General features: G+C 64.3%; 26 protein-coding genes. 21 read left to right on the top strand and 5 right to left on the bottom strand.

The window, feature by feature from the left end:
* Position 1 precedes the first annotated feature (1 nt).
* The 6 genes from BW991_RS14690 (at position 2) to BW991_RS14715 (ending at position 2,911) form a co-directional block, all read left to right on the top strand.
* A complete protein-coding gene (locus BW991_RS14690) occupies positions 2 to 646 on the top strand; it encodes a prolipoprotein diacylglyceryl transferase (protein WP_076602861.1) in 645 nt (214 codons plus the stop codon).
* A gap of 61 nt (positions 647 to 707) precedes the next feature.
* On the top strand, positions 708 to 923 hold the full coding sequence (locus BW991_RS14695) for a glycine zipper 2TM domain-containing protein (protein WP_076602862.1): 216 nt from the start codon (positions 708 to 710) through the stop codon (positions 921 to 923).
* Positions 920 to 1,252, top strand: a complete 333-nt coding sequence (locus BW991_RS14700) for a hypothetical protein (RefSeq protein ID WP_244551701.1) — start codon at positions 920 to 922, stop codon at positions 1,250 to 1,252. Before BW991_RS14695 ends, BW991_RS14700 begins: the two co-directional genes overlap by 4 nt.
* Before the next feature lie 50 nt (positions 1,253 to 1,302).
* Positions 1,303 to 1,647 (top strand): hypothetical protein, encoded by a 345-nt coding sequence (locus BW991_RS14705; protein WP_076602863.1) that lies wholly within the window; start codon positions 1,303 to 1,305, stop codon positions 1,645 to 1,647.
* A 34-nt stretch (positions 1,648 to 1,681) separates the two neighbouring features.
* Entirely contained in the window at positions 1,682 to 2,494 is an 813-nt protein-coding gene (locus tag BW991_RS14710) for a transglutaminase-like domain-containing protein (protein WP_076602864.1), read from the top strand.
* Between the two features lie 96 nt (positions 2,495 to 2,590).
* The gene (locus BW991_RS14715) at positions 2,591 to 2,911 is read left to right on the top strand and encodes a DUF1840 domain-containing protein (protein WP_076602865.1); all 321 of its coding nucleotides are present in this window, start codon (positions 2,591 to 2,593) and stop codon (positions 2,909 to 2,911) included.
* 48 nt (positions 2,912 to 2,959) lie between these two features.
* Here the strand turns inward: BW991_RS14715 and BW991_RS14720 are convergent, their stop codons facing one another.
* Positions 2,960 to 4,159 (bottom strand): DesA family fatty acid desaturase, encoded by a 1,200-nt coding sequence (locus tag BW991_RS14720; protein ID WP_076602866.1) that lies wholly within the window; start codon positions 4,157 to 4,159, stop codon positions 2,960 to 2,962.
* 343 nt (positions 4,160 to 4,502) lie between these two features.
* On the opposite strand from BW991_RS14720, the gene BW991_RS14725 reads away from it, so the two are divergent.
* The 4 genes from BW991_RS14725 (at position 4,503) to BW991_RS14740 (ending at position 5,780) form a co-directional block, all read left to right on the top strand.
* Entirely contained in the window at positions 4,503 to 4,706 is a 204-nt protein-coding gene (locus tag BW991_RS14725; RefSeq protein WP_076602867.1) for a CsbD family protein, read from the top strand.
* A 66-nt stretch (positions 4,707 to 4,772) separates the two neighbouring features.
* A complete protein-coding gene (locus BW991_RS14730; protein ID WP_076602868.1) occupies positions 4,773 to 4,958 on the top strand; it encodes a hypothetical protein in 186 nt (61 codons plus the stop codon).
* A complete protein-coding gene (locus BW991_RS14735) occupies positions 4,955 to 5,383 on the top strand; it encodes a hypothetical protein (protein ID WP_076602869.1) in 429 nt (142 codons plus the stop codon). Before BW991_RS14730 ends, BW991_RS14735 begins: the two co-directional genes overlap by 4 nt.
* A gap of 109 nt (positions 5,384 to 5,492) precedes the next feature.
* Complete coding sequence (locus tag BW991_RS14740; RefSeq protein WP_076602870.1) at positions 5,493 to 5,780, top strand: encapsulin-associated ferritin-like protein; 288 nt, start codon at positions 5,493 to 5,495, stop codon at positions 5,778 to 5,780.
* Positions 5,781 to 5,932: 152 nt separating this feature from the next.
* On the opposite strand, the gene BW991_RS14745 is transcribed toward BW991_RS14740, so the two are convergent.
* Positions 5,933 to 7,900 (bottom strand): AsmA family protein, encoded by a 1,968-nt coding sequence (locus BW991_RS14745; protein ID WP_076602871.1) that lies wholly within the window; start codon positions 7,898 to 7,900, stop codon positions 5,933 to 5,935.
* A gap of 239 nt (positions 7,901 to 8,139) precedes the next feature.
* Here BW991_RS14745 and BW991_RS14750 point away from each other — a divergent pair, with 239 nt between their 5' ends.
* From BW991_RS14750 to BW991_RS14765, 4 genes are read left to right on the top strand one after another with little or no spacing between them, the layout of a single operon-like run.
* Positions 8,140 to 9,276 carry an ABC transporter permease gene (locus BW991_RS14750; RefSeq protein ID WP_076602872.1) on the top strand — a complete coding sequence of 379 codons (1,137 nt, stop codon included), beginning with the start codon at positions 8,140 to 8,142 and terminating at the stop codon, positions 9,274 to 9,276.
* Position 9,277: 1 nt separating this feature from the next.
* Entirely contained in the window at positions 9,278 to 10,111 is an 834-nt protein-coding gene (locus tag BW991_RS14755; RefSeq protein ID WP_076602873.1) for an ABC transporter ATP-binding protein, read from the top strand.
* 5 nt (positions 10,112 to 10,116) lie between these two features.
* Positions 10,117 to 11,079: an MlaD family protein gene (locus BW991_RS14760; protein WP_076602874.1), complete on the top strand. Its 963-nt coding sequence runs from the start codon at positions 10,117 to 10,119 to the stop codon at positions 11,077 to 11,079.
* 44 nt (positions 11,080 to 11,123) lie between these two features.
* Positions 11,124 to 11,789: an ABC-type transport auxiliary lipoprotein family protein gene (locus BW991_RS14765; protein ID WP_244551702.1), complete on the top strand. Its 666-nt coding sequence runs from the start codon at positions 11,124 to 11,126 to the stop codon at positions 11,787 to 11,789.
* On the opposite strand, the gene BW991_RS14770 is transcribed toward BW991_RS14765, so the two are convergent.
* Positions 11,773 to 13,131: a PQQ-dependent sugar dehydrogenase gene (locus BW991_RS14770; protein WP_244551703.1), complete on the bottom strand. Its 1,359-nt coding sequence runs from the start codon at positions 13,129 to 13,131 to the stop codon at positions 11,773 to 11,775. The genes BW991_RS14765 and BW991_RS14770 overlap by 17 nt on opposite strands.
* A gap of 162 nt (positions 13,132 to 13,293) precedes the next feature.
* Between BW991_RS14770 and BW991_RS14775 the strand changes: the two genes are divergently transcribed.
* From BW991_RS14775 to BW991_RS14795, 4 genes are all read left to right on the top strand, one after another.
* Positions 13,294 to 13,521, top strand: coding sequence for a hypothetical protein (locus BW991_RS14775; protein ID WP_076602876.1), 228 nt, complete (start codon positions 13,294 to 13,296; stop codon positions 13,519 to 13,521).
* Positions 13,522 to 14,284: 763 nt separating this feature from the next.
* Positions 14,285 to 14,509: a hypothetical protein gene (locus tag BW991_RS14785; protein ID WP_076602878.1), complete on the top strand. Its 225-nt coding sequence runs from the start codon at positions 14,285 to 14,287 to the stop codon at positions 14,507 to 14,509.
* A gap of 21 nt (positions 14,510 to 14,530) precedes the next feature.
* Entirely contained in the window at positions 14,531 to 14,686 is a 156-nt protein-coding gene (locus tag BW991_RS14790; protein ID WP_076602879.1) for a DUF3096 domain-containing protein, read from the top strand.
* Between the two features lie 129 nt (positions 14,687 to 14,815).
* Positions 14,816 to 15,868 carry an AI-2E family transporter gene (locus tag BW991_RS14795; RefSeq protein ID WP_076602880.1) on the top strand — a complete coding sequence of 351 codons (1,053 nt, stop codon included), beginning with the start codon at positions 14,816 to 14,818 and terminating at the stop codon, positions 15,866 to 15,868.
* 72 nt (positions 15,869 to 15,940) lie between these two features.
* Here the strand turns inward: BW991_RS14795 and BW991_RS14800 are convergent, their stop codons facing one another.
* Positions 15,941 to 16,429, bottom strand: coding sequence for a phasin family protein (locus tag BW991_RS14800; RefSeq protein ID WP_076602881.1), 489 nt, complete (start codon positions 16,427 to 16,429; stop codon positions 15,941 to 15,943).
* 224 nt (positions 16,430 to 16,653) lie between these two features.
* On the opposite strand from BW991_RS14800, the gene BW991_RS14805 reads away from it, so the two are divergent.
* Genes BW991_RS14805 through BW991_RS14815 form a run of 3 tightly spaced genes read left to right on the top strand, consistent with a single transcriptional unit; the run spans position 16,654 to position 18,236 of the window.
* A complete protein-coding gene (locus tag BW991_RS14805; RefSeq protein WP_076602882.1) occupies positions 16,654 to 16,950 on the top strand; it encodes a hypothetical protein in 297 nt (98 codons plus the stop codon).
* Between the two features lie 41 nt (positions 16,951 to 16,991).
* Complete coding sequence (locus BW991_RS14810; RefSeq protein WP_076602883.1) at positions 16,992 to 17,933, top strand: DnaJ C-terminal domain-containing protein; 942 nt, start codon at positions 16,992 to 16,994, stop codon at positions 17,931 to 17,933.
* Positions 17,934 to 17,936: 3 nt separating this feature from the next.
* A complete protein-coding gene (locus tag BW991_RS14815; protein WP_076602884.1) occupies positions 17,937 to 18,236 on the top strand; it encodes a chaperone modulator CbpM in 300 nt (99 codons plus the stop codon).
* 74 nt (positions 18,237 to 18,310) lie between these two features.
* Here the strand turns inward: BW991_RS14815 and BW991_RS14820 are convergent, their stop codons facing one another.
* A complete protein-coding gene (locus tag BW991_RS14820; RefSeq protein ID WP_076602885.1) occupies positions 18,311 to 19,399 on the bottom strand; it encodes an extracellular catalytic domain type 1 short-chain-length polyhydroxyalkanoate depolymerase in 1,089 nt (362 codons plus the stop codon).
* Positions 19,400 to 19,420 lie beyond the last annotated feature (21 nt).

Genomic DNA, 19,420 nt, shown 5'->3' on the forward strand with positions numbered 1-19,420 from the left:
AATGAACACACTCAGCATTAACGTGATCGCGATTGCGCTCGGACTGGCGTTCAGCGGCGCTTCGATGGCCGAAGGCATGTCGAAAACCGATTACCAGGCCGCCAAGGACAGGATCACTGCCCAGTACAAGACCGACAAGGCTGGTTGCGACTCGTTATCCGGCAACAAGAAGGATATCTGCGTGGAAGAGGCCAAGGGCAAGGAAAAGGTCGCCAAGGCGGAACTTGAAGCCACTTACAAGCCGAGCAGGGAAACCCGCTACGACGTGAGCATCGCCAAGGCGGAGGCCGCCTATGCAGTGGCGAAGGAACGCTGCGATGACATGGCAGGCAACGCAAAGGACGTTTGCGTGAAGGAAGCGAAGGCCGCGCAAGTTACCGCCAAGGCCGACGCCAAGGCGCAGATGAAGACCTCGGACGCCAACGCCGAGGCGGCCAAGAAGACCTCGGAGGCCAATGCTACGGCCGACGAGAAATCCGCCGCGGCACGCAGCAAGGCGAGCGAACAGGCTACCGATGCGCGCAAGGACGCCACTGAGGACAAGCGCGAGGCCGAGTACAAGGTGGCAAAGGAAAAGTGCGATGCATTGGCGGGTGGCGCCAAGGATGAGTGCCTGATGAAAGCGAAAACGCAGTTCGGCAAGTAACCAGTCGCACTCGAAGATGTACGAAGCACCGGAAACACGATGTTGGGAAAGAGGTAGTTCCATGAAAACGATTCAGAATTTCGCGCTCAGTGCAGTTACCGCGGCAGCAATGCTCGGTCTGGGCGCTTGTGCCGGCATGTCGGCGCAGGACAAGAACACGGCCATCGGCGCCGGAGTCGGTGCCATCGGTGGTTCGGTTCTTACAGGCGGCAGCGCGGTCGGAACGGTCGGCGGAGCTGCAGTCGGCGGCGTCATCGGTCACGAAGTCGGCAAATGATGTTCGACACGCGCTGCGCCCGCCCTAGCCGGCCGGTGCGTCGCGGGGCCGCCTATTTCCCTCATCCCGCAGAGAGCATGACCGATGCGGTTTCGCTCACTGCGGTACAAGTGGAGCACCAGGAGGTACGGATGATGAAACGCGGAAGAACCCTCAGCGCAGCCTTGCTCATGAGCGTATTGCTTGCAGCGCTCCCCGGCTGTCAGAAGCAGGAAGGCCCGGCAGAACGGGCCGGAAAGGAAGTGGACAAGGCAGCAGAGAAGGTCGGAGATAAGATCGAAAAGGCCGGCGAAAGCATCCAGGACGCAGCAAAGGGCGACAAGAAGTAATCGCCTTGGCAATTGCGCGGAACGTTCGTTTGCGCGGGGCGTGACAACCCATGTACGAATCGCACAGGCTCCCACCGCTGCCCCGGATTCACTTCATCCGGCGTCTCGCGCTCCACGCTGCGGTCGCAGTGGGTCTGCTGCTGGGTTCCATCGGGATCGGCATGGCCGGATACGCTTATTTCGAAGATCTGGCCTGGCGGGATGCGTTCCTGAATTGCACCATGTTGCTCGGCGGCATGGGGCCGGTGGATGCGCCGAAAACGGACGGAGGGAAGGTCTTTGCCGGACTTTATGCGCTTTACGCGGGCCTGGTTTTCATCGTCGCCGCCGGCCTGGTGTTCGTACCCGTGCTGCACCGCCTGTTGCACAAGTTTCACTGGGACGAAGACCGATAGCGGACTGACTCACCGCTGACCTCGGGAGACCCGGATGAAGATCCGCATTGGCTACGAACTGATCTACGACTGCCCACAGCCGACGCCGATGATCCTGACACTGAGCGTGCACTACTCGCGAGTGTCCGACATCATCATCCCCGACCACCTGATCGCCGACCCGCCCGTCCCGCTCACCGCCTACCGCGACAGCTTCGGCAATTGGTGCTCGCGCATCGTTGCCCCCAAGGGCGAACTCCGGCTATCCACCGACGCGCTGGTCAGGGACACGGGACTGCCGGATGTGGTCGTACCGCAGGCGCGGCAGACGCCGGTGGAAGAACTGCCCGACGAAACCCTGCTGTTCCTGCTGGGGAGCCGCTATTGCGAGACCGATCGCCTGTCCGACACCGCCTGGGACCTGTTCCACACGGCACCGCCCGGATGGGCGCGCGTCCAGGCGATCTGCGACCATGTGCATCGACATCTGACCTTCGGCTATGAACATGCGCGCCCGAGCAAGACGGCCTGGGAGGCGTTCCACGAACGCACCGGCGTATGCCGTGACTTTGCGCACCTGGCCATCACCTTCTGCCGCTGCATGAACATCCCGGCACGTTATTGCACCGGCTACCTCGGCGACATCGGCATGCCGCCGCCCTACGGGCCGATGGATTTCGCCGGCTGGTTCGAAGCCTATCTCGACGGCCATTGGTACACCTTCGACGCGCGCAACAACATGCCGCGCATCGGACGCGTATTGATCGCCCGCGGCCGCGACGCCGCCGACGTCGCCATCAGCAACAGCTTCGGCCCGAACACACTGAAGAGTTTCCAGGTTCGGACCGACGAGGTGATCGAGGAGTGATGCGCCGCAGCCACGCGCTACCGCGGCGCGCCCGGGCTTCCACTCATCCGGCCGAACACCAGCGCTGAACTGAAGACACGGAAAGGAGGCACCATCATGTTGATCACTTTCAAGTCCGCCGCCAGCGGCGATGTGATGATGTTCGAGGAAAACGGCAAGGAGTTGCTGAGCGTACTGGGCAAGGATCCGGACGCCGACAAGGGTATCGTCACCGTCGAACAGTTGCCCCGCGCGATCGCAGCCCTCCGGGCCGCGATCGAGGGCGACAGGTCAACGAAACGGGAGCTGCCCGACGCCGACGAGGATGGCGATCGCCAGGCCGATGACCGTATTCAGCTCGCCCAGCGGGCGCTTCCGCTCCTCGAGCTGCTGGAGCGCTCGCTGGTGGACAAGGTTCCCGTCACCTGGGGCGTGTGATCCGGCTTGGACGGAATGCCCGTCCACGGCAGGACAGCCCCCAGAGTGTCACTGCATTCCGCGCGACGGTGAGTCGTAGCGGCGCAGTGTCCGGGAGAACTCCCGCAAGGCGTCGATGCCGCTTTGCTCGGCGCGCCGGCACCAGTCTTCCAGCTGCCTGACCAACTGGTCCTTCGATGCGGTGGATCGGCCCCACAAGGCGGTGAGGTCCTGCCGCATGGAATCGATGGTGCTCAACACCGGGCTCGAATGCAGGGCCTGCTCCAGGACTGCGCGTTCCATTTCCGGCAGGGCCTGCGCATCCCTCTGCAACCAGAGCCTGACCGCGTTCAGCGCGCTGGAATCCTTCAAGCCGGGCACTGCGCTGTCCCTCAGGCTGCGGATTTCCTCCCTGGCGGTGCGCTGCAGGGTTCTGGCGAACCTGGCCAGCACGTCGTAGCGGTGGGTGATGACCGCCTGCAGGGTGTCTGCGTCGCAGTGCGTCTTGGATGCGGTGTAGCGTATGCCGGGTGCGACCTTGCGCACCTTCGCGAGGCGGACGACCCCCAACGCGCGGATGTACATCCAGCCAATGTCGAATTCCCACCACCTGTTCGAAAACCGGGCGGAACTGGCGTAGGCATGGTGGTTGTTGTGCAGTTCCTCGCCACCGATCAGGAGGCCCCAGGGCACGATATTGCGCGACGCGTCGTACGGCGCGAAATTGCGATAACCCCAGTAGTGGCCGATGCCGTTGATCACGCCCGCGGCGAAAATCGGGATCCACAGCATCTGCACCGCCCACATGGTGAGCCCGATCGGGCCGAACAGCACGAGATCGATGCCCAGCATGATGCCCACGCCGAGCGCGCTGTGCGGTGTGTACAGCCTGCGCTCGATCCAGTCGTCGGGCGTGCCGCGACCGTACTGCGCGAGGGTTGCCGCATTCCGGCTCTCCAGGCGATACAGCTCGGCCCCCTCCAGCAGGACTTTGCGGATCCCACGGACCTGCGGACTGTGCGGATCTTCCGCGGTCTCGGTGGCAGCGTGGTGCTTGCGGTGAATCGCCACCCACTCCCGGGTGACCATCCCGGTGGTAAGCCAAAGCCAGAAGCGGAAGAAATGGGCCACGGCGGGATGCAGGCTCAGCGCACGGTGCGCCTGATGGCGGTGGAGAAAGATCGTTACCGAGGCGATGGTGACGTGGGTCAGGCCCAGCGTAACCAGCACATAAGCCCACCAGGGCAGATCGAGCAGACCAGCTTGCATTACGGATTCCTTTGCGGGACTGCCTGGCGACCACCGGTTGTACCGGCAGTCTTCACCCTGTCCCGAGCTGCAAGACTACTCCGTAGTCACGAACTGTCTGTACGACAGCGCTCATTGGGCGCGATTTCGGCCGACTGCGCCCGAGCGCCCGCCCCGCTTCCAAAACCTGCCGCAGGGAGAACGTCCCGCCACGCGCACCGCAGCCACAAACGGTTGCGACCTTCGGTGCGCCAGCGTACCGACTGCGCCCGATCCTGCGCCTAACCTTGAACCCGCATCGGCAGCATCGATGCATGCTCGACTGGCAATTCCACCAGTCGGCCACCAATCGCAAGGAGTTGATATGAACTGGGATATCGTCGAAGGCAACTGGAAACAGTTCAAGGGCAAGGTTAAAGCGCAGTGGGGCAAACTCACCGACGATCACCTCGATGTGATTGCCGGCAAGCGCGACCAATTGGCGGGCAAGATCCAGGAAACCTACGGCATCACGAAGGACGAAGCCGAAGAGCAGATCAAACGCTTCGAGGAAAGCAACAAGGACTGAGGTCCGACGGCTGTTCGTTGCCCCGCCACGGTGCGCTCCGCGCACTCATTGAAAGGACTCCAAATCATGACAAGCTATAAACATTTCATCCTGCCGGCAGTGCTGGTCGGGAACGCTGCGGTCGCCCCCGTGTTCGCCAAGTTCATGGCCGACCGTCTTCGCCACACGCGCAAGATCCGCCAGAAGGCTGTCCTGGCCGACTGGGAGGATGAAGGTGGAAGCGTGGTGGCGCCTGTGGTCTCGACACCATGATCGTCACGCCGGCGGATGGCAACTCGAATGACTCCGTCATCGATCGAGAGCCTGATCGGGGTGCGGCGTCGCCGTTACGCTTCGCGCGGGATCGGGGTGTGACGGCGATGAACGCGCGCCCCACGATCGACACACATCACCCGGACGACCTTTACCAGTCAGCACACCGACACGCATGCCCGCGCTGCAAGGGCTCCGTGTACCGCGTCCCGCGACGGTTCGTGGACCTGCTCCTGAGCGTCGTTGTGCCGGTACACCGCTACCGCTGCGATGAGATGGGCTGTAATTGGGAAGGGAATCTGCGCACGACGCGACAGGCCGTCTCGAGCAGCGGCAGTGCGGATACGTGCGAAGAAGCAGGAAGCGACGCGCGCGAGCGGTCGCAGATGGACCGCGAGACGCTGCAGGGAGCGCAGCCGCGCTGAACGACGCGCTGAACGACCGCGCTCGCGCCGCGAGCCCGGCGACGATCGACGCGCTCGCACCCAACCCAGGCGGTCCGAGCCAGGAACCCGCAGTGATCAGGAGAAAACCATGTCCAGCGTCGGCTACCACGAGCCTTTGGAAGAACTTTCTGCGCAAACGCGCGACATGCACCGGGCAATTGTTTCCCTTATGGAAGAGCTGGAAGCCATTGACTGGTACAACCAGCGCACCGACGCGAGCCAGGACCCGGAACTGAAGGCTATCCTCGAACACAACCGGGACGAGGAAAAGGAGCATGCATCCATGTTGCTGGAGTGGATTCGGCGCAGGGACCCGAAGTTTTCCGAGGAGCTCGGGAGCTATCTGTTCTCCACAAAGCCGATTGCCCAGAAATGACCAGGGCCGGCCTCGTCGCAGTGGGCCACCATTGTCGCCACGCCCCTCCATGCCATGAACGCGTCCCAACCACCGTCCTGCTTCTGCGGACTCAGCCATGCGAAGCGGGACAAGGGTTTCGGTTTGGCCACCGTACCCGCCGCGCACCCCGATCAAGGCCCGCCTTTCGTGTTCTTTGAGTCCGACAAGGTCCTCGCTTCCCGCACCAACTGGGCGCAATCGCTGTCCTGTCCCGGGCCGGCGTCGATCAGCGGAATCAGGGCCAGCAACGGGTTAACCATGCCGAGCAATGTCGCGCCGAGCGCGCGTGCCGCCACGCGCCCTTTGTCGACACCGGCTTCGGGCCGGGCAAAGCTGCCGCGCACGTGGATGGGGCTGCGCAAGGCCACGGGACTGGTGTCCTTGGTTCTTTGATTCAGCGTCAGATCGAGCTTTTCCTGCCCCAGATCGATGGTGCCCGTGCCGATGATGGTGGTGATCTCGGTGTCGAAGATCAGCGCCCGGCTGTTCATGACGCCTTCCTTGACGTCGAAGTCGGCCACCGCGCAGCGCAGTTTGACGAGCTCGTCGCCGGTCACTTGCAGTTCGAGTATTTCCCACAGATGCAGGCCGACCATTTCCATCATCAAGCGGCTGATTTCGCCCCCGGCGACGACCAGGCCCAGCGTGCCGTTGGAACTCGCAAGCATGCGCCTGACCGAGTCGCCGTTGCCCTTGAGGTCGAAATCGCCGTTGATCTGGCCGATGCTGGCCTTGCTGAGCTTGACCGTCGGAAACATCTTCGCAATCAGGATCTTGCGCGCCTTCACCTTGGCGTGCGCCGCGATCGGATCCTTGCGCCCGTCGAGCGTGATCACGGCATTGAGCTGGCCGCCGGCGATGCCGAAGTCGAGCGGTTCGAGCCGCAGGACCGAATCCCGCAGGCTCAGATGGGTCACGAGGTCCTCCAGCGGCAACTCCTCCGCGCGGCGGATCGTCTTCGCCTTGAGCGTCACCTCGGCGTCGACGGTATCCCAGCGCTCGGTCTTGAAAAGCATGTCCGGCAATACGCGTGCTTGCGCCGGCGTGGGCGCGGTCGTCTCGGAAGGCGCCGGCGCGGCCTCTCGGGCTGCCTCCAGGCGACCGGGTCTGGCGCCGATCAAGGGGCCCAGATCGGCGAGATCGAGCACGTTGGAAACGACATCCGCCTCCAGTGCCGGACGTTTGCCGCCGGTCACCACCTGCAACGTGCCGCCAATGTCGCTGCTGCCGATGCGGCCGGAGAATTTCTCGTAGCGCCACGTCTCCCCGCTGTGCACGATATGCCCGGCCGTCGTATACGCGCCGGTTTCCGGAAAGACGATGCCCAGCAGGGGGTAAAGCTGCGCCAGGCTCCGCCCGCTCACGGCGAGCTGCATATCCACCGCGGAAAACTTCAGCAGGCTCGTGATGGTCCCTTCGCCCTTCACGACGGTACCGCCCACGCTGAGTTCGCCCTTGAGCGGATACGGTGTGCGCTCGTCGCGCAGCCCGAGCACCGGTCCGCCGCTGCCGCTCGCCTTGAGGGGCAGGCCCTTGAATTGCCCCTGTGCCGAAAAGCTCAGCCCGGCCTCGATCGGCTGTGCGTTCGAGGTCGACAGCGCCGAGCGGATCCGCGTCTTCTGCGCAGCATCGTCGTAGCCGAGCGTTCCTTCGTCGAGCATCAGGCGGTCGATCTGGATACGCGCCCCTTCGTCCTGCTGCTTGAGGTCGAGCAGCCAGTTCTTGCGACCTTCGCTCCCCTGTTCGAGAAAGATCACGGGACGCCTGAGCCGCACTTCCGGAAGCACGATGTTTCGTCGCATGAGTTGCGGCAAGTTGATCGAAACTTCGAACGCGTCGGCCGCGACCATCTGCTTTTCCGTGGCCCACGCCGGGTTTGCGAATGTCACCGCACCGGCATGGATACGCGGGTGCGGCCAGCCGAACTCGACCGCGAGATCGCCGCCGATCGCCAGTTCGCGGCCGGTTTTTTCCAGTGCCATGCGCTCGATCGATCCGCGCAACCAGTTCCAGCCAAAAATTGCGACAAAGAGAACCGGCAGCGCAATCAGCGCGAGAGCGATTCCGGCGATCCATTTGAGCGAAGAACGTGGCGTCATGGCGTCAGGTGAGGCGATGCGGACATTTTTTCCTCGATGCGAACGTTAGCGCGCCAACAATTATCCGCCTCCGACAAGCGGCGCTCTGTTCGACGGCGCACATACGGGCGATTCCCGGAAGAGTAGTTTGTAGTAATCGGTAAATGGCGCCCCCTCGATACGTGGGATATGTGCGCTGTCGAACAAACACGGCAAAACGTTTCGTCTATCCTCGAACGCATTCAGTCTCGAGTTCATCCATGAATCGCATGTCGGCGGCTCCCGCCGCCATCGCCCAATCGTCACCGCAGGAGCTCGCGCTTTCGGGCGCCTGGACCGCACGCGGGATCGGCGCAATTGCGTCGCAACTCGACGCGCTGACCGCCCCCGCCGGCCAGGAGCTGGTCGTCGACGGCGCACGCATCGAGGCTCTGGATACCGCAGGCGCGTGGGTCCTGCAAAAGCTCGTGCACCGGCTGAGTGGCGAAGGCAAGACCGTGCGGCTGCGTGACTTGCGTCCGGAATTCACCCGGCTGCTTGAAGCGATCGAGCAGCAGATGGCCGATCAGGAGCCCCCCCTCGCCTCGTCTTCCATTGCGCCCGCGTCGGCGCTTGAACGCCTGGGCCGCAACGTTGTAGCGTCACTCGAGCAGGGCTTTGCGCTGCTGAGTTTCGTCGGGGAATGTGCGCTCGCGCTCGGCGGATGCCTCGCTCACCCGGCGCGGTTCCGCTGGCGACCGATCCTTTACAACATCCGCAGCGCCGGATTCGACGCCCTGCCCATCGTCGGGCTGCTGTCGTTCCTCCTCGGCGTCGTTGTCGCCTATCAGGGTGCCAACCAGCTCAGGCAGTACGGTGCCAACATTTTCGTGGCCGACCTCGTCGGCCTGTCGATGCTGCGCGAGTTCGCGCCCCTGATCACGGCCATCATCGTCGCCGGGCGTTCGGGCTCCGCCTACGCGGCGCAGATCGGCACGATGGCGGTGACCGAGGAGATCGACGCCATGCGCACGCTCGGCATCGCGCCACTGGATCTGCTGGTGCTGCCCAAGGTTCTCGCGCTGCTGGTCGCGCTGCCGCTGCTGACCGTGTTCGCCGACGTGCTGGGCGTATTCGGCGGCATGCTCATGGCGCGCGCGCAACTGGGCGTGGGCTTCGCCGATTTTCTCGATCGCTTCGTCAAGGCCGTCAGCGTCACGGCCTATCTCATCGGGGTCGGCAAGGCCCCGGTATTCGCCGCCATCATCGCCGTGGTGGGCTGCTTCCAGGGCTTTCGCACCCACGGCGGCGCCGACAGCGTCGGCCGCCAGACGACGCGCGCCGTGGTGCAGTCGATCTTCCTCGTGATCGTCGCCGACGCCCTGTTCTCGGTCGCCTTCAGTGCGCTGGACCTCTGACATGCCAGACCCGACACCTTCCGACGAAGCGGTCATCGAGATCAGCAAGCTGTCGACGAGCTTCGGCGACCACGTCGTGCATTCCGGCATCGACCTCGAAGTGCGCCGCGGCGAGATCTTCGCGTTGATCGGCGGCAGCGGCTCGGGCAAGTCGACGCTGTTGCGCGAAATGATCCTGCTGCATCGCCCGGATGCGGGCTCGATCCGCGTCCTCGGCGTCGATCTGCAGGCGCTCGATGGTGGCGACGCGAACGGAGAAACCCTTGCGCTACGCCAGCGCTGGGGCGTGATGTTCCAGCATGGCGGACTGTTCGGATCGCTGACGGTGCAGGAAAACGTCGGCTTGCCGCTGCGCGAGCACACCGGCCTGGATGACGCGCTGATCGACGAAATCGCGGCCTCGAAGCTTGCCATGACCGGGCTCGAACCAAAGGTCGGCGCGCAATATCCGTCCGAACTCAGCGGCGGCATGTTGAAGCGGGCCTCGCTCGCGCGCGCGCTGGCCCTCGACCCGGAGCTGGTTTTCCTCGACGAACCGACCGCCGGTCTCGATCCCGAAAGTGCCGGCGAAGTCGACCAGCTCGTACGCAAGCTGCGCGACCTGTTCGGCCTGACCATCGTGATGATCACGCACGATCTCGACCTCTTGTGGCAGCTCGCCGACCGTGTTGCCGTCCTCGCCGAAGGCACGGTGCAAGGCATCGGTTCGATGTCCGAGCTCGCGCAGATGGACAACCCCGCCATCCGGAAATTCTTCGACGGCCCGCGCGGCAGAGCGGCGCACGAACAGGACCGGCAGCAGGCCGACGTGCACACCAGCGGGGAAACCGGGTAGCCATCATGGAAAACAAAGTCAATTATGCGATCGTCGGCGGGTTCGTCCTCGTCCTCGGCGCTGTGCTGGTGGCGGGCATACTGTGGCTCGCCTCGGGCGGCGCGTTCCAGAAGAAGTACGACCTCTACCTGGCGATCGAGGACGAATCGGTCGCAGGCCTGAACCTGAATGCGCCGGTCAAATACAACGGCGTCGATGTCGGCAAGGTGCGGCAGATACAGCTCGACCCGGCCAACCCGGAACGGGTGAACCTGATCTTCGCCATCGAGCGCGGTACCCCCATCAAGGAGGACACCGTCGCGGTGCTCAAGACGCAGGGTCTGACCGGGATCGCATACGTCGAGCTCGGCGGCGGCACGCAGGGTGCGCCCCCGCTTCGCGCCACCGCGGGCAGCCCCTACCCGGTGATCCGCACCAAGCCCTCGCTCGCCGCGCGCCTGGAGAATGTGCTCACGAGCGTGCTGGCCAAGCTGGATAGTACCTCGACCAGCATCAACGCCATTCTCAGCGACGAAAACCGGGCGGCATTCACCAGCGCCCTCAACGACATCGCCGCCGTGGCGCGCACGATCGCCACGCGCAAGGAGGAGCTCGACGCGGGCATCACCCATGCCGCCCGCACGTTCGAGAACAGCTCGCGAGCCAGCGCGCAGGCCGGCCCCGTGATCGATCGCATCGGACGCAGCGCCGCGGCGATCGAGAGGATGGGCAACGAGGTCTCCCGGACAAGCGTCAGCGCCGGGAAGACCGTCGACTCGGCCGGGGCCGACCTGAAGCGCCTGGGCGAGGAAACGCTGCCTGAACTGGAGCGGCTGCTCGGGGAACTCAGTGTCCTGTCGACCTCGCTGCGTCGCCTCAGCGAGCAAACCGAGCGCAACCCCGCCGGACTGCTGTTCGGGCGCAGGCCGGTGCCGGACGGGCCGGGAGAGTCGGAAACCGGAAACCCCTCAGGACAACAACGGCCATGATGAATCCATCCTTCGCACGATTTTCCGGGCTATGCGCCACCGGCTTGTTGCTGGCGCTCGCCGCCGGTTGCGGCACACTGCGCCAGACGGCGACGCCGCAGCCCGCTTTTTATTCGCTCGACGACGCACGGGTGGAGGCCCGGGCGGCAACGCGTCATCCGGCGACCCTGTCGATGAGCGGCCCCACGCTGATCGTCAATCCACCGCACGCGGCATCCGGTTACGACAGCCAGCGCATCATCTACGTGCGCGAGGCCCACAAACTCGAATATTTTGCGCGCAGCGAATGGGTCGATACGCCTGCACGCATGGTCGCGCCGCTTATCGTCGCTGCAGTGGAGACCAGCGGGGCATTCCGCGCGGTCGTGCTGACGCCGAGCGCCGCGACCGGCGATCTTCGCCTCGATACCGAGATCACCCGCCTGCATCACGATTTTTCCAGCCAGCCGAGTCGCGTGCGTTTCACGCTACGCGCCTATCTCGTCGATAACCGGACGCGCCGGATTCTGGGGTCACGCGAATTCGATGAAAACGTTGATGCCGCGAACGAGTCGCCCTACGGCGGCGTCGTCGGAGCCAATCGCGCAGTGCAAACCGTGCTCGGGCAGCTCGCGGAATTCTGCGCCGACACGGCAGCGAACTGGCACCCACCCGGTTCAGAAGCCCCGAAGCTGACGGAGGAAGACCTTCGGCTCAACGCCGGGCGGTGACGCGCCAGACGACATTGCCCACGTCGTCGGCTACGAGCAATGCGCCGTGCTTGTCGAGTACGACACCGACCGGCCGGCCATATGCATTGCCTTCCTCGCCAAGGAAACCCGTCAGGACATCGACAGGTGCGCCGCCAGGCTTGCCGTCTTCGAAGGGCACGAAAATCACCTTGTAGCCGCTGTGCGGGCGGCGGTTCCACGAGCCATGCTGGCCGATGAACATGCCGTTGACGAAGGGGGCGGGCAGCGTGGTGCCGACGGATGACGCCAAGCCCAGCGAAGCGGTGTGGGGCCCCAGTGCGTAGTCCGGCGCAATCGCCTTGGCCACCAGCTCGGGCCGCTGCGGCTTTACGCGTTCATCGACATGCTGGCCGTAGTAACTGTAGGGCCAGCCGTAGAAGGCGCCATCGTGCACCGCGGTCATGAAGTCGGGAACCAGGTCGCTGCCGAGTTCGTCGCGCTCATTGACCACTGTCCATAACGCGCCGCTGAGAGGCTCCCACGCTAGGCCATTCGGGTTGCGCAAACCGGACGCAAAGATGCGGTGGGCGCCGCTGCGCGCATCCACCTCCCAGATTGCAGCTCGCTCCGCTTCTACCTCCATACCCCGTTCGGCCGCATTGCTGTTAGAGCCTACGGTTACGAAAAGTCTTGCGCCGTCCGGGCTGGCGATGAGGTTCTTGGTCCAGTGGTGGTTGATCGCGCCTGCGGGCAGATCCACCACCTTGACGCCCGGCGCCGCGATGCGCGTGTCGCCGGCGGCGTAGGGAAATCGCAGCACGGCATCGGAGTTGGCTACGTAAAGATCGTTACCCACCAGCGCCATGCCGAACGGTGAGTTCAACCCTTCCAGCAGCACCGAGCGCAGATCCGCCACCCCGTCACCATCAGTGTCGCGCAGCAGCGTGATGCGGTTGGCGCTGGGTACGCCAGCGCCCGCCCCCTTCTTGAACAGTCCCATCAGCCAACCCTTGATACCCTTGCCGTCGTCCGGCCTGGGTGGAGCATTGGTCTCGGCCACCAGCACATCGCCATTGGGCAGCACGTACAGCCAGCGCGGGTGATCCAGGCCGCCGGCGAATCTGGCGACGGATGTGCCCGGTGCCGCATGCGGCGTAACGCCGGCCGGCCAGCCCACGGCGGGCGCAATGTGTACGGTCGGAAGCAGCGTCTGCTGCGGGGGTGGCAGCGCGGGTCGTGGGCCGGTGCCGGCCGAGACCGGCAGCGTGGCCATCTCGCCACAGCCTGCGAGCGCCAGAGCCGCCGCGCCAATCAGGAAAATGTGTGCGCGCGTAAGCATCATTCCGACCGCCGCGCGACGAATCAGTATTGGACGGTTCACGGCGAATCCTCAGAAAGTGGAAAACCGGCACGAATGCCGTCAAACCATCGGAGAGCGCCCCCGCAGAAACTCATCCGGCGCGTGAACAGCGTAGGTGCAGAACTCCGTGCGCTGGCGAACACAGGGAGCCTGTTTCCTCTGTATTGTCGCTGCCGTACGGGAGTGTGGCTGCAGCTGAGCGTCCCGGATCTGGCGCGCATCATGCCTTGTCGGACGGTGGACAACGTCATCGAGGGGATGGTGCTGACCTTCACGGACATCAGCAGGCGCTTCCCCGCCATCGGGCGACGCAGGATATCGCTCAATGCCCGCCGCATAGCGGGCAGGAGCGGCGACACGCAGCTGATCCTGCTGGCGATGCAGGACGATGGGCAAGAGCGCGCGAAGTAGCGCTCAAGTGTCTGAATCCTGATTCGTGCGCCTGCGAAAAGGGGACACTACGCCACCGTGGGTGGCGTAGTCCGACGGACTGCTAGCGGGATCTCAACGCGCGGGGGCAGGAACGACGATCACGGTGTCGCCACCGGTCTTGCCGCGCTCGCCTTGGGCTCCGGTATCTCCGGTGGAACCGGTTGCGCCAGTCCCTCCGGTTGATCCTTGTGCTCCGGTGTATCCGGTCGATCCGGTTTCCCCGGTAGATCCTGTAGACCCGGTGGCCCCCATCTGCCCGGTCATTCCGGTGGAGCCAGGGGCACCTGCGGGACCGGCGGGACCGGCGGGCCCCGGGACGGGCGCTGGAGCAGGAGCCGGCGCCGGCGTCACGACTGTCGACTTTTCACACGCGCTCAAGGCTAGCGCCATCAATGCCGCTGAAAAAATTATCGAATACTTCATCTGAATTCCTCTGGAGTGTTGGTCAACAACCGCTCTCTTGGGGAGATTCGCGGTCAGCTGGACGTGCAATTTGAAAATACGCGATACCTGCGCCCCGTTCCGTTCGCTGGCGAACACAACCGCGCGTGTGTGCGTCCCGTCACCGCCGCGCTATGGATCGACTCCAGCCCAAGGACTGTCGGAGACGGTGAATCACGGGACTGACTCCGTGCCCTTCTGTGCGGAACCGTACAGAGCCGACGCCGTTTTCGGCGTAAATATCATTTGCCGGAAGACAACATTCTCATCAACGGGGCGCAAGTCCAGGGATCGACACACGATGAAAGCCCTACTCATCACCGGAGTTGCACTGATTGTCATGGGCGCAGCCGTTCTGGGCTACGACCATTACAGCTATACGACGACCGAGAACATTCTCCAGATCGGGCCGATCACGGCGACCGCCGAACGCACGCATACGGTTTCGATTCCGCCGCTCGTCGGCTGGTTGCTCATCGGCGGCGGCGCATGCGTGATCGCCTACGCCGTCCTATCGAAAAAGTGACCGAAAGGAAAAGGTGCCCCCATGACCATCAACCTGGCTCTTGGTCCCCTGGTATCGCTGATCGCCGGGATTCTCATTCTTCTCGTGCCGCGGCTGCTGAACTATATCGTCGCGATCTATCTGATCCTCATCGGACTGATCGGGCTCTTCGGCGGCGGCAACCTCAACTTGCGATGAAAAACGCCACCAGTGCGCGCGCGCTGCGAACCGGTGGGTCGTGAAGGTCGGAATCCCGCGCAAGCGCGCTGATTCGAGGCAGAATTTGCTGTAGCTTTCCCACGGCTTGGACTTGCGCAAGGAGCACGCGTGGACGACTATCGCAAGGCCTTCGTAGTTGTCGTGGCGGCCCTCTTCGCCCTCGCCCTTTACTGGATGCTGGCGCCCTTCTGGGGTGCCCTTGCGTGGGGCATCTGCCTCGCCTTTCTGCTTGCACCGGTACACCGCAGGCTGACCCGCAAGCTCAAAGGGCGCGCTGACCTGTCTGCCGGGATCATCACCGTGCTTGTTCCCGTCATCCTTGCGGGCCCGCTGGTCAGCCTCGGCATCGCCTTCGCGAATCAGGTGACGGAGCTGATCACCCGTCTCCAGGCAGAGGAATTGCGGTTCGATATCCATCTGCTCGCGCAGCTCGAGCAATACCCCATCATCGGGAGTGTTGTCGAATGGCTGCGCCAGAACCTCACTGCGACCACCGAGCAGCTCCAACGCTGGCTGAGCAGCGGCACCCAGATGCTGCTGAAGTCGCTGGCAGCGACGGGTGGAAATTTTGTTCTCGGTGCCCTCGGTACGATCGTCCACTTCTTCATGATGCTGTTCCTGCTCTTCTTCCTGCTGCGCGACGGGCCGAAGCTGCTTGGCCGCGTCGTGCGCCTGGTCCCGATGGAGGCACAGCGCAAGGGAGAGTTGCTCATCCTGATCGGCAACACGACACGCGCCGTCGTCTACGGCACCGGCCTGACCGCCCTTGCCCAGGGGGCGCTGGTGGGCATCGGCTTCGCGATGGCGGGCCTGCCCTCTGCGGTGGTGTTCGGCGTGCTGGCCGCGCTTCTGGCACTCGTGCCGGTCGGCGGTGCCGCGCTCGTCTGGGTGCCCGGGGTCCTTTTCCTGGCCGCCAACGCCGAGTGGGGCTGGGCGATCTTCATGTTGATCTGGGGGCTGGGCGTGTCGGTTTCCGACAACTTGCTGCGCCCATTGCTGATTTCGAGCCAGGCACAGGTGTCCATGCTCGCCGTGTTCGTCGGCGTCATCGGCGGCATTTCGGCCTTCGGCATCATCGGCCTCATCATCGGCCCGGTACTGCTCACGGTCCTTGCTGCCCTCCTGCGCTTCCTCGCCGATCACTTGTCGGACCAGGCCTAAACGTCGGCGCAGAATGGAAAAAGCCCCGACTCGCGGGGCTTCTTCCTTACTTACTTACGTTTGCCTGAAGACTCACGCAGCCTTCTTCGGGTGAGACGTCACCGGGGCCATCATTTTCGTCGTTGCGTCGCCGACCGCTTTGGCGTTGGCTTCGAACATGCTGTTCGTGTCCTTCACAAACTTGGAGAACATGTCGAACCCCGCATTCGAGCCGGCTTTGGCAGTTGCGTCGAAGCCGAGTGTCGCGAAGTACGAAGTCACGAGCTGGGTGACCTGCTGCTGCGAATCGGCAGCAATCTCCTGCACGCTGCGAAAGTAGGCTGCGCAGTGCTCGGTTGCCGGGGCGCTGATCGCGGTCTGCAAGTTCTTGAGCTCGCTGACGTCCTTGACCTGCAGCAGACTGTTCGACGCGGCGAAGGCGTCTTCCAGTGCGACGCGAGCCACATTCAGGTTCAGTGCAGCCAGTCGTTCGACGCCGGAAAAAGCGACCTGCGACAGCGCCATCAAAGCGTTGGTGTACGTCTTGGCAGCGCGGATCTGTTCGGGTGTGGTGGTTTGCATTATTTCTTTCCTTGTGGGAATTGCTGCGTAAAGTGGTCTGGAATGAAATCAGCTCGGCATTGCTCGCTGTCTTCGGGTGCCAGTTTTTATGTTGCGACGCAGCACGCACAGACAGTGTGGCCCCATTGGGCTGAGAGTCAAGCGTTATATTTCGGGCCGGCAATGCGGAGCGAAATCTCCGATCTATAGTTAATGGGAGGGCCGTATCTGGGAGGGGTAAGGATATGCTCCGGAAATCGATGCTCATCGTGCCGTTCATGCTTTGCGGGAATCTCGCTGATGCCGGCGAAACCACGCGCGATGCGTCCCGTGGCGAGTTGTTGTACTCGACGCATTGCGAGGCGTGCCACAACCTCGATGTCCATTGGCGGGACAAGCGGGTCGTCACCGACTGGAAAAGCCTGAGGCTGGAAGTGCGCCGCTGGCAGGATGTCGCCGGGGCGGGCTGGGGCAACGAGGACATCGAGGAGGTTGCGCGCTACCTGAATGCGCTGCACTACCGCTTCCCCGCCCCGCACTGAGCGGGGACCCTGCAACGCCGATCGATTCGGGAGCTGAGAGCGTGGAATTCAGGGATTACTACCAGATCCTCGGAGTGGCGAAGACCGCGACCACCGATGAGGTCAAGAAGGCGTACCGCAGGCTCGCGCGCAAGTACCATCCGGATGTCAGCAAGGAGCCGGAAGCGGAAAAGCATATGAAGGAGGTCAACGAGGCCAACGCCGTGCTTTCCGATCCGGAAAAACGCGCGGCCTATGACCAGCTGGGCAGCCGTTACCGGGCCGGTCAGGAGTTTCAGCCGCCACCGGACTGGGACGCGGGATTCGAGTTTTCGGGACCCGGTCCGTCGCCCGCGGACGATGCGGACTTCAGCGACTTTTTCGCCAACCTGTTCGGCCACACGGGCCGCGCCCGGCATGGCGCCGACGACTTCCGCATGCGCGGCCAGGACCGCCACGCCAAGATACTGATCGATCTGGCCGACACTTATCACGGCGCGACGCGGACGATCACCCTGCATGTCCCCCAGGCGGATGAACACGGCCGCGTCGGAGTCAGGGCGCACACCCTGCACGTGCGGATTCCCAAAGGCGTGAAGGAAGGCCAGCATATCCGCCTGAGCGGCCAGGGCAGCCCCGGCCTGGGCGGCAGCCCGGCGGGCGACCTGTTTCTGGAAGTGCAATTCGCGCCCGACGCACGCTATCGCATCGAGGGGCGGGATGTCTTTCAGACCATCCCGGTGACGCCGTGGGAAGCCGCGCTGGGGGCGTCCATCGAAGCGCCCACACCCTCGGGTCCGGTGCAGGTGAAAGTGCCTGGGGGCTCGCAAAGCGGCCGCAAACTGCGCCTGAAAGGACGCGGGATACCGGGAACGCCGCCGGGCGATCTGTATCTGGTACTGGACGTCGTGCTGCCTCCCGCAGACAGCGACAAGGCCCGCGAGATCTATGCAACGATGGCGCGGGAATTGGACTTCGATCCTCGCGGAAAGATGAGGGAGTGAGCCGTGACGCAAAATGAGATCGTGACGGGCGTCCTGGTCGACGAAGTCACCCTGACCCTGGAAGAGGCGGCGCAAGCCTGCGGGGTCGAGCCGCAGTGGATTGTCGAGCGCGTCGAGGCCGGCTTTCTCGGCGACGGCTCGATGCAGATGACGTACTGGCGCTTCGCCAGCCATGACCTGACGCGGGCCCGGCGCATGCGGCAGCTCGAATCCGCCTTCGATGCCGTGCCGGAACTGGCCGCCCTGGTGGTCGATCTGCTGGAGGAAGTCGAGCGTCTGAAGCGACAGGTCGGGTCCGCCTGAATTGCCGGAACGCCCGGTCTTGGCGAGGCGCGGCGACGGCCCCCTGTGGTCGCCATCTTCCTCGATGCCGCCCCCTAGCCGGCGCCCCTGGCGAACTGTTTGGCCATGAAGGTCCACATCATGCGTGACGCGTCCGGGCCTTTCGGGTCACTGTAGCGCTGCCCCGCGGCGCCGCCACTCCACGCATGGCCAAGGCCGTTGACCTCGCATAGCGTCGCGACCAGCTGGCCGCGCGTTCGGAAGTCGGTGATCGTTGTGGCGTAGCGCGTGCCGCGCTGCACGGTGCGCGGCGTACCCGGCTTTGCACCCGCCCGCGCGGCCCACAGCCGTACCGCCTCGGCGCCATTGCCGGGCGCGACGACGTAGTCGGCAGTGCCGTGGATGACCAGCAACGCTGGCGACCGTGTTCCGGCAGCGATTGGCGCGAGCGCAGTGCCTGCGACCCGGCGCCCGCGCATGGCCCGCAAGGCGGAGGCCGATGAATGCGCGACGCCCGTTCCAATACCCGAATGCATCGCAATCGCCCGAAAACGCTGGGGGTGACGCACCGCCATCAGCGCGGCCATCCCTGCGCCCGCCGACAGCCCGGCCAACGCGATGCGCTCCGGGTCGACCGCGTGCAGCTGGCAAACCTGATCGATCGCCGCATCGATGGCGCCGGCCTCGGCCTGCGCCCGGCCGGAGCGCGTGTCATACCAGTTCCAGCAACCTTGCGCATTCGACAGGCGGTCCTGCTCGGGGTACAGCACGAAGAAGCGTTCGCGCGCGGCGATGCGGTTCATCTTGCTGCTGGAGGCCAGGGCTTCCGCGCCCTGCCTGCAACCGTGCAGCATCACCACGAGCGGCAGGCGCTCGCCGCGCTGTACGCCGGGAGGCTTGTAGAGCCAGTAACGCCGGGCGCCTGCCGTGCCGATGGCGAGGCCCGCGCTCCAGTCGCCGACGGCCACCGACCCGCGGTTCTTTGCGACACGCCTGGTCGCCGTGCCTTTGGTCGCCGTGCGTCCGGCCAGCGGACGTTTGAGTGCTGCGGGCTTGCGTGCAGGCTTTGCCTTCAGCGCCTGGGTGATCGCCTTCGAGCCGGCGCGAATCGCCGTCCGCGTCATCGCGGTCAGTGCCCGCTGGAAGGATCGGCTTAAAAGGACATTTCGCCTGCGTCCGGCCATGCCTATCGAGCCCGACCGATC

This window comes from Aromatoleum tolulyticum (assembly GCF_900156155.1).
Taxonomy (GTDB): Bacteria; Pseudomonadota; Gammaproteobacteria; order Burkholderiales; family Rhodocyclaceae; genus Aromatoleum; species Aromatoleum tolulyticum.

What these genes read in the sequence shown, in the direction of transcription:
- BW991_RS14690 (WP_076602861.1), top strand. Translation starts at nt 2, where the DNA reads ATGAACACACTCAGCATTAACGTGATCGCGATTGCGCTCGGACTGGCG.
- BW991_RS14695 (WP_076602862.1), top strand. Translation starts at nt 708, where the DNA reads ATGAAAACGATTCAGAATTTCGCGCTCAGTGCAGTTACCGCGGCAGCA.
- BW991_RS14700 (WP_244551701.1), top strand. Translation starts at nt 920, where the DNA reads ATGATGTTCGACACGCGCTGCGCCCGCCCTAGCCGGCCGGTGCGTCGC.
- BW991_RS14705 (WP_076602863.1), top strand. Translation starts at nt 1,303, where the DNA reads ATGTACGAATCGCACAGGCTCCCACCGCTGCCCCGGATTCACTTCATC.
- BW991_RS14710 (WP_076602864.1), top strand. Translation starts at nt 1,682, where the DNA reads ATGAAGATCCGCATTGGCTACGAACTGATCTACGACTGCCCACAGCCG.
- BW991_RS14715 (WP_076602865.1), top strand. Translation starts at nt 2,591, where the DNA reads ATGTTGATCACTTTCAAGTCCGCCGCCAGCGGCGATGTGATGATGTTC.
- BW991_RS14720 (WP_076602866.1), bottom strand. Translation starts at nt 4,159, where the DNA reads ATGCAAGCTGGTCTGCTCGATCTGCCCTGGTGGGCTTATGTGCTGGTT.
- BW991_RS14725 (WP_076602867.1), top strand. Translation starts at nt 4,503, where the DNA reads ATGAACTGGGATATCGTCGAAGGCAACTGGAAACAGTTCAAGGGCAAG.
- BW991_RS14730 (WP_076602868.1), top strand. Translation starts at nt 4,773, where the DNA reads ATGACAAGCTATAAACATTTCATCCTGCCGGCAGTGCTGGTCGGGAAC.
- BW991_RS14735 (WP_076602869.1), top strand. Translation starts at nt 4,955, where the DNA reads ATGATCGTCACGCCGGCGGATGGCAACTCGAATGACTCCGTCATCGAT.
- BW991_RS14740 (WP_076602870.1), top strand. Translation starts at nt 5,493, where the DNA reads ATGTCCAGCGTCGGCTACCACGAGCCTTTGGAAGAACTTTCTGCGCAA.
- BW991_RS14745 (WP_076602871.1), bottom strand. Translation starts at nt 7,900, where the DNA reads ATGACGCCACGTTCTTCGCTCAAATGGATCGCCGGAATCGCTCTCGCG.
- BW991_RS14750 (WP_076602872.1), top strand. Translation starts at nt 8,140, where the DNA reads ATGAATCGCATGTCGGCGGCTCCCGCCGCCATCGCCCAATCGTCACCG.
- BW991_RS14755 (WP_076602873.1), top strand. Translation starts at nt 9,278, where the DNA reads ATGCCAGACCCGACACCTTCCGACGAAGCGGTCATCGAGATCAGCAAG.
- BW991_RS14760 (WP_076602874.1), top strand. Translation starts at nt 10,117, where the DNA reads ATGGAAAACAAAGTCAATTATGCGATCGTCGGCGGGTTCGTCCTCGTC.
- BW991_RS14785 (WP_076602878.1), top strand. Translation starts at nt 14,285, where the DNA reads ATGAAAGCCCTACTCATCACCGGAGTTGCACTGATTGTCATGGGCGCA.
- BW991_RS14790 (WP_076602879.1), top strand. Translation starts at nt 14,531, where the DNA reads ATGACCATCAACCTGGCTCTTGGTCCCCTGGTATCGCTGATCGCCGGG.
- BW991_RS14800 (WP_076602881.1), bottom strand. Translation starts at nt 16,429, where the DNA reads ATGCAAACCACCACACCCGAACAGATCCGCGCTGCCAAGACGTACACC.
- BW991_RS14805 (WP_076602882.1), top strand. Translation starts at nt 16,654, where the DNA reads ATGCTCCGGAAATCGATGCTCATCGTGCCGTTCATGCTTTGCGGGAAT.
- BW991_RS14820 (WP_076602885.1), bottom strand. Translation starts at nt 19,399, where the DNA reads ATGGCCGGACGCAGGCGAAATGTCCTTTTAAGCCGATCCTTCCAGCGG.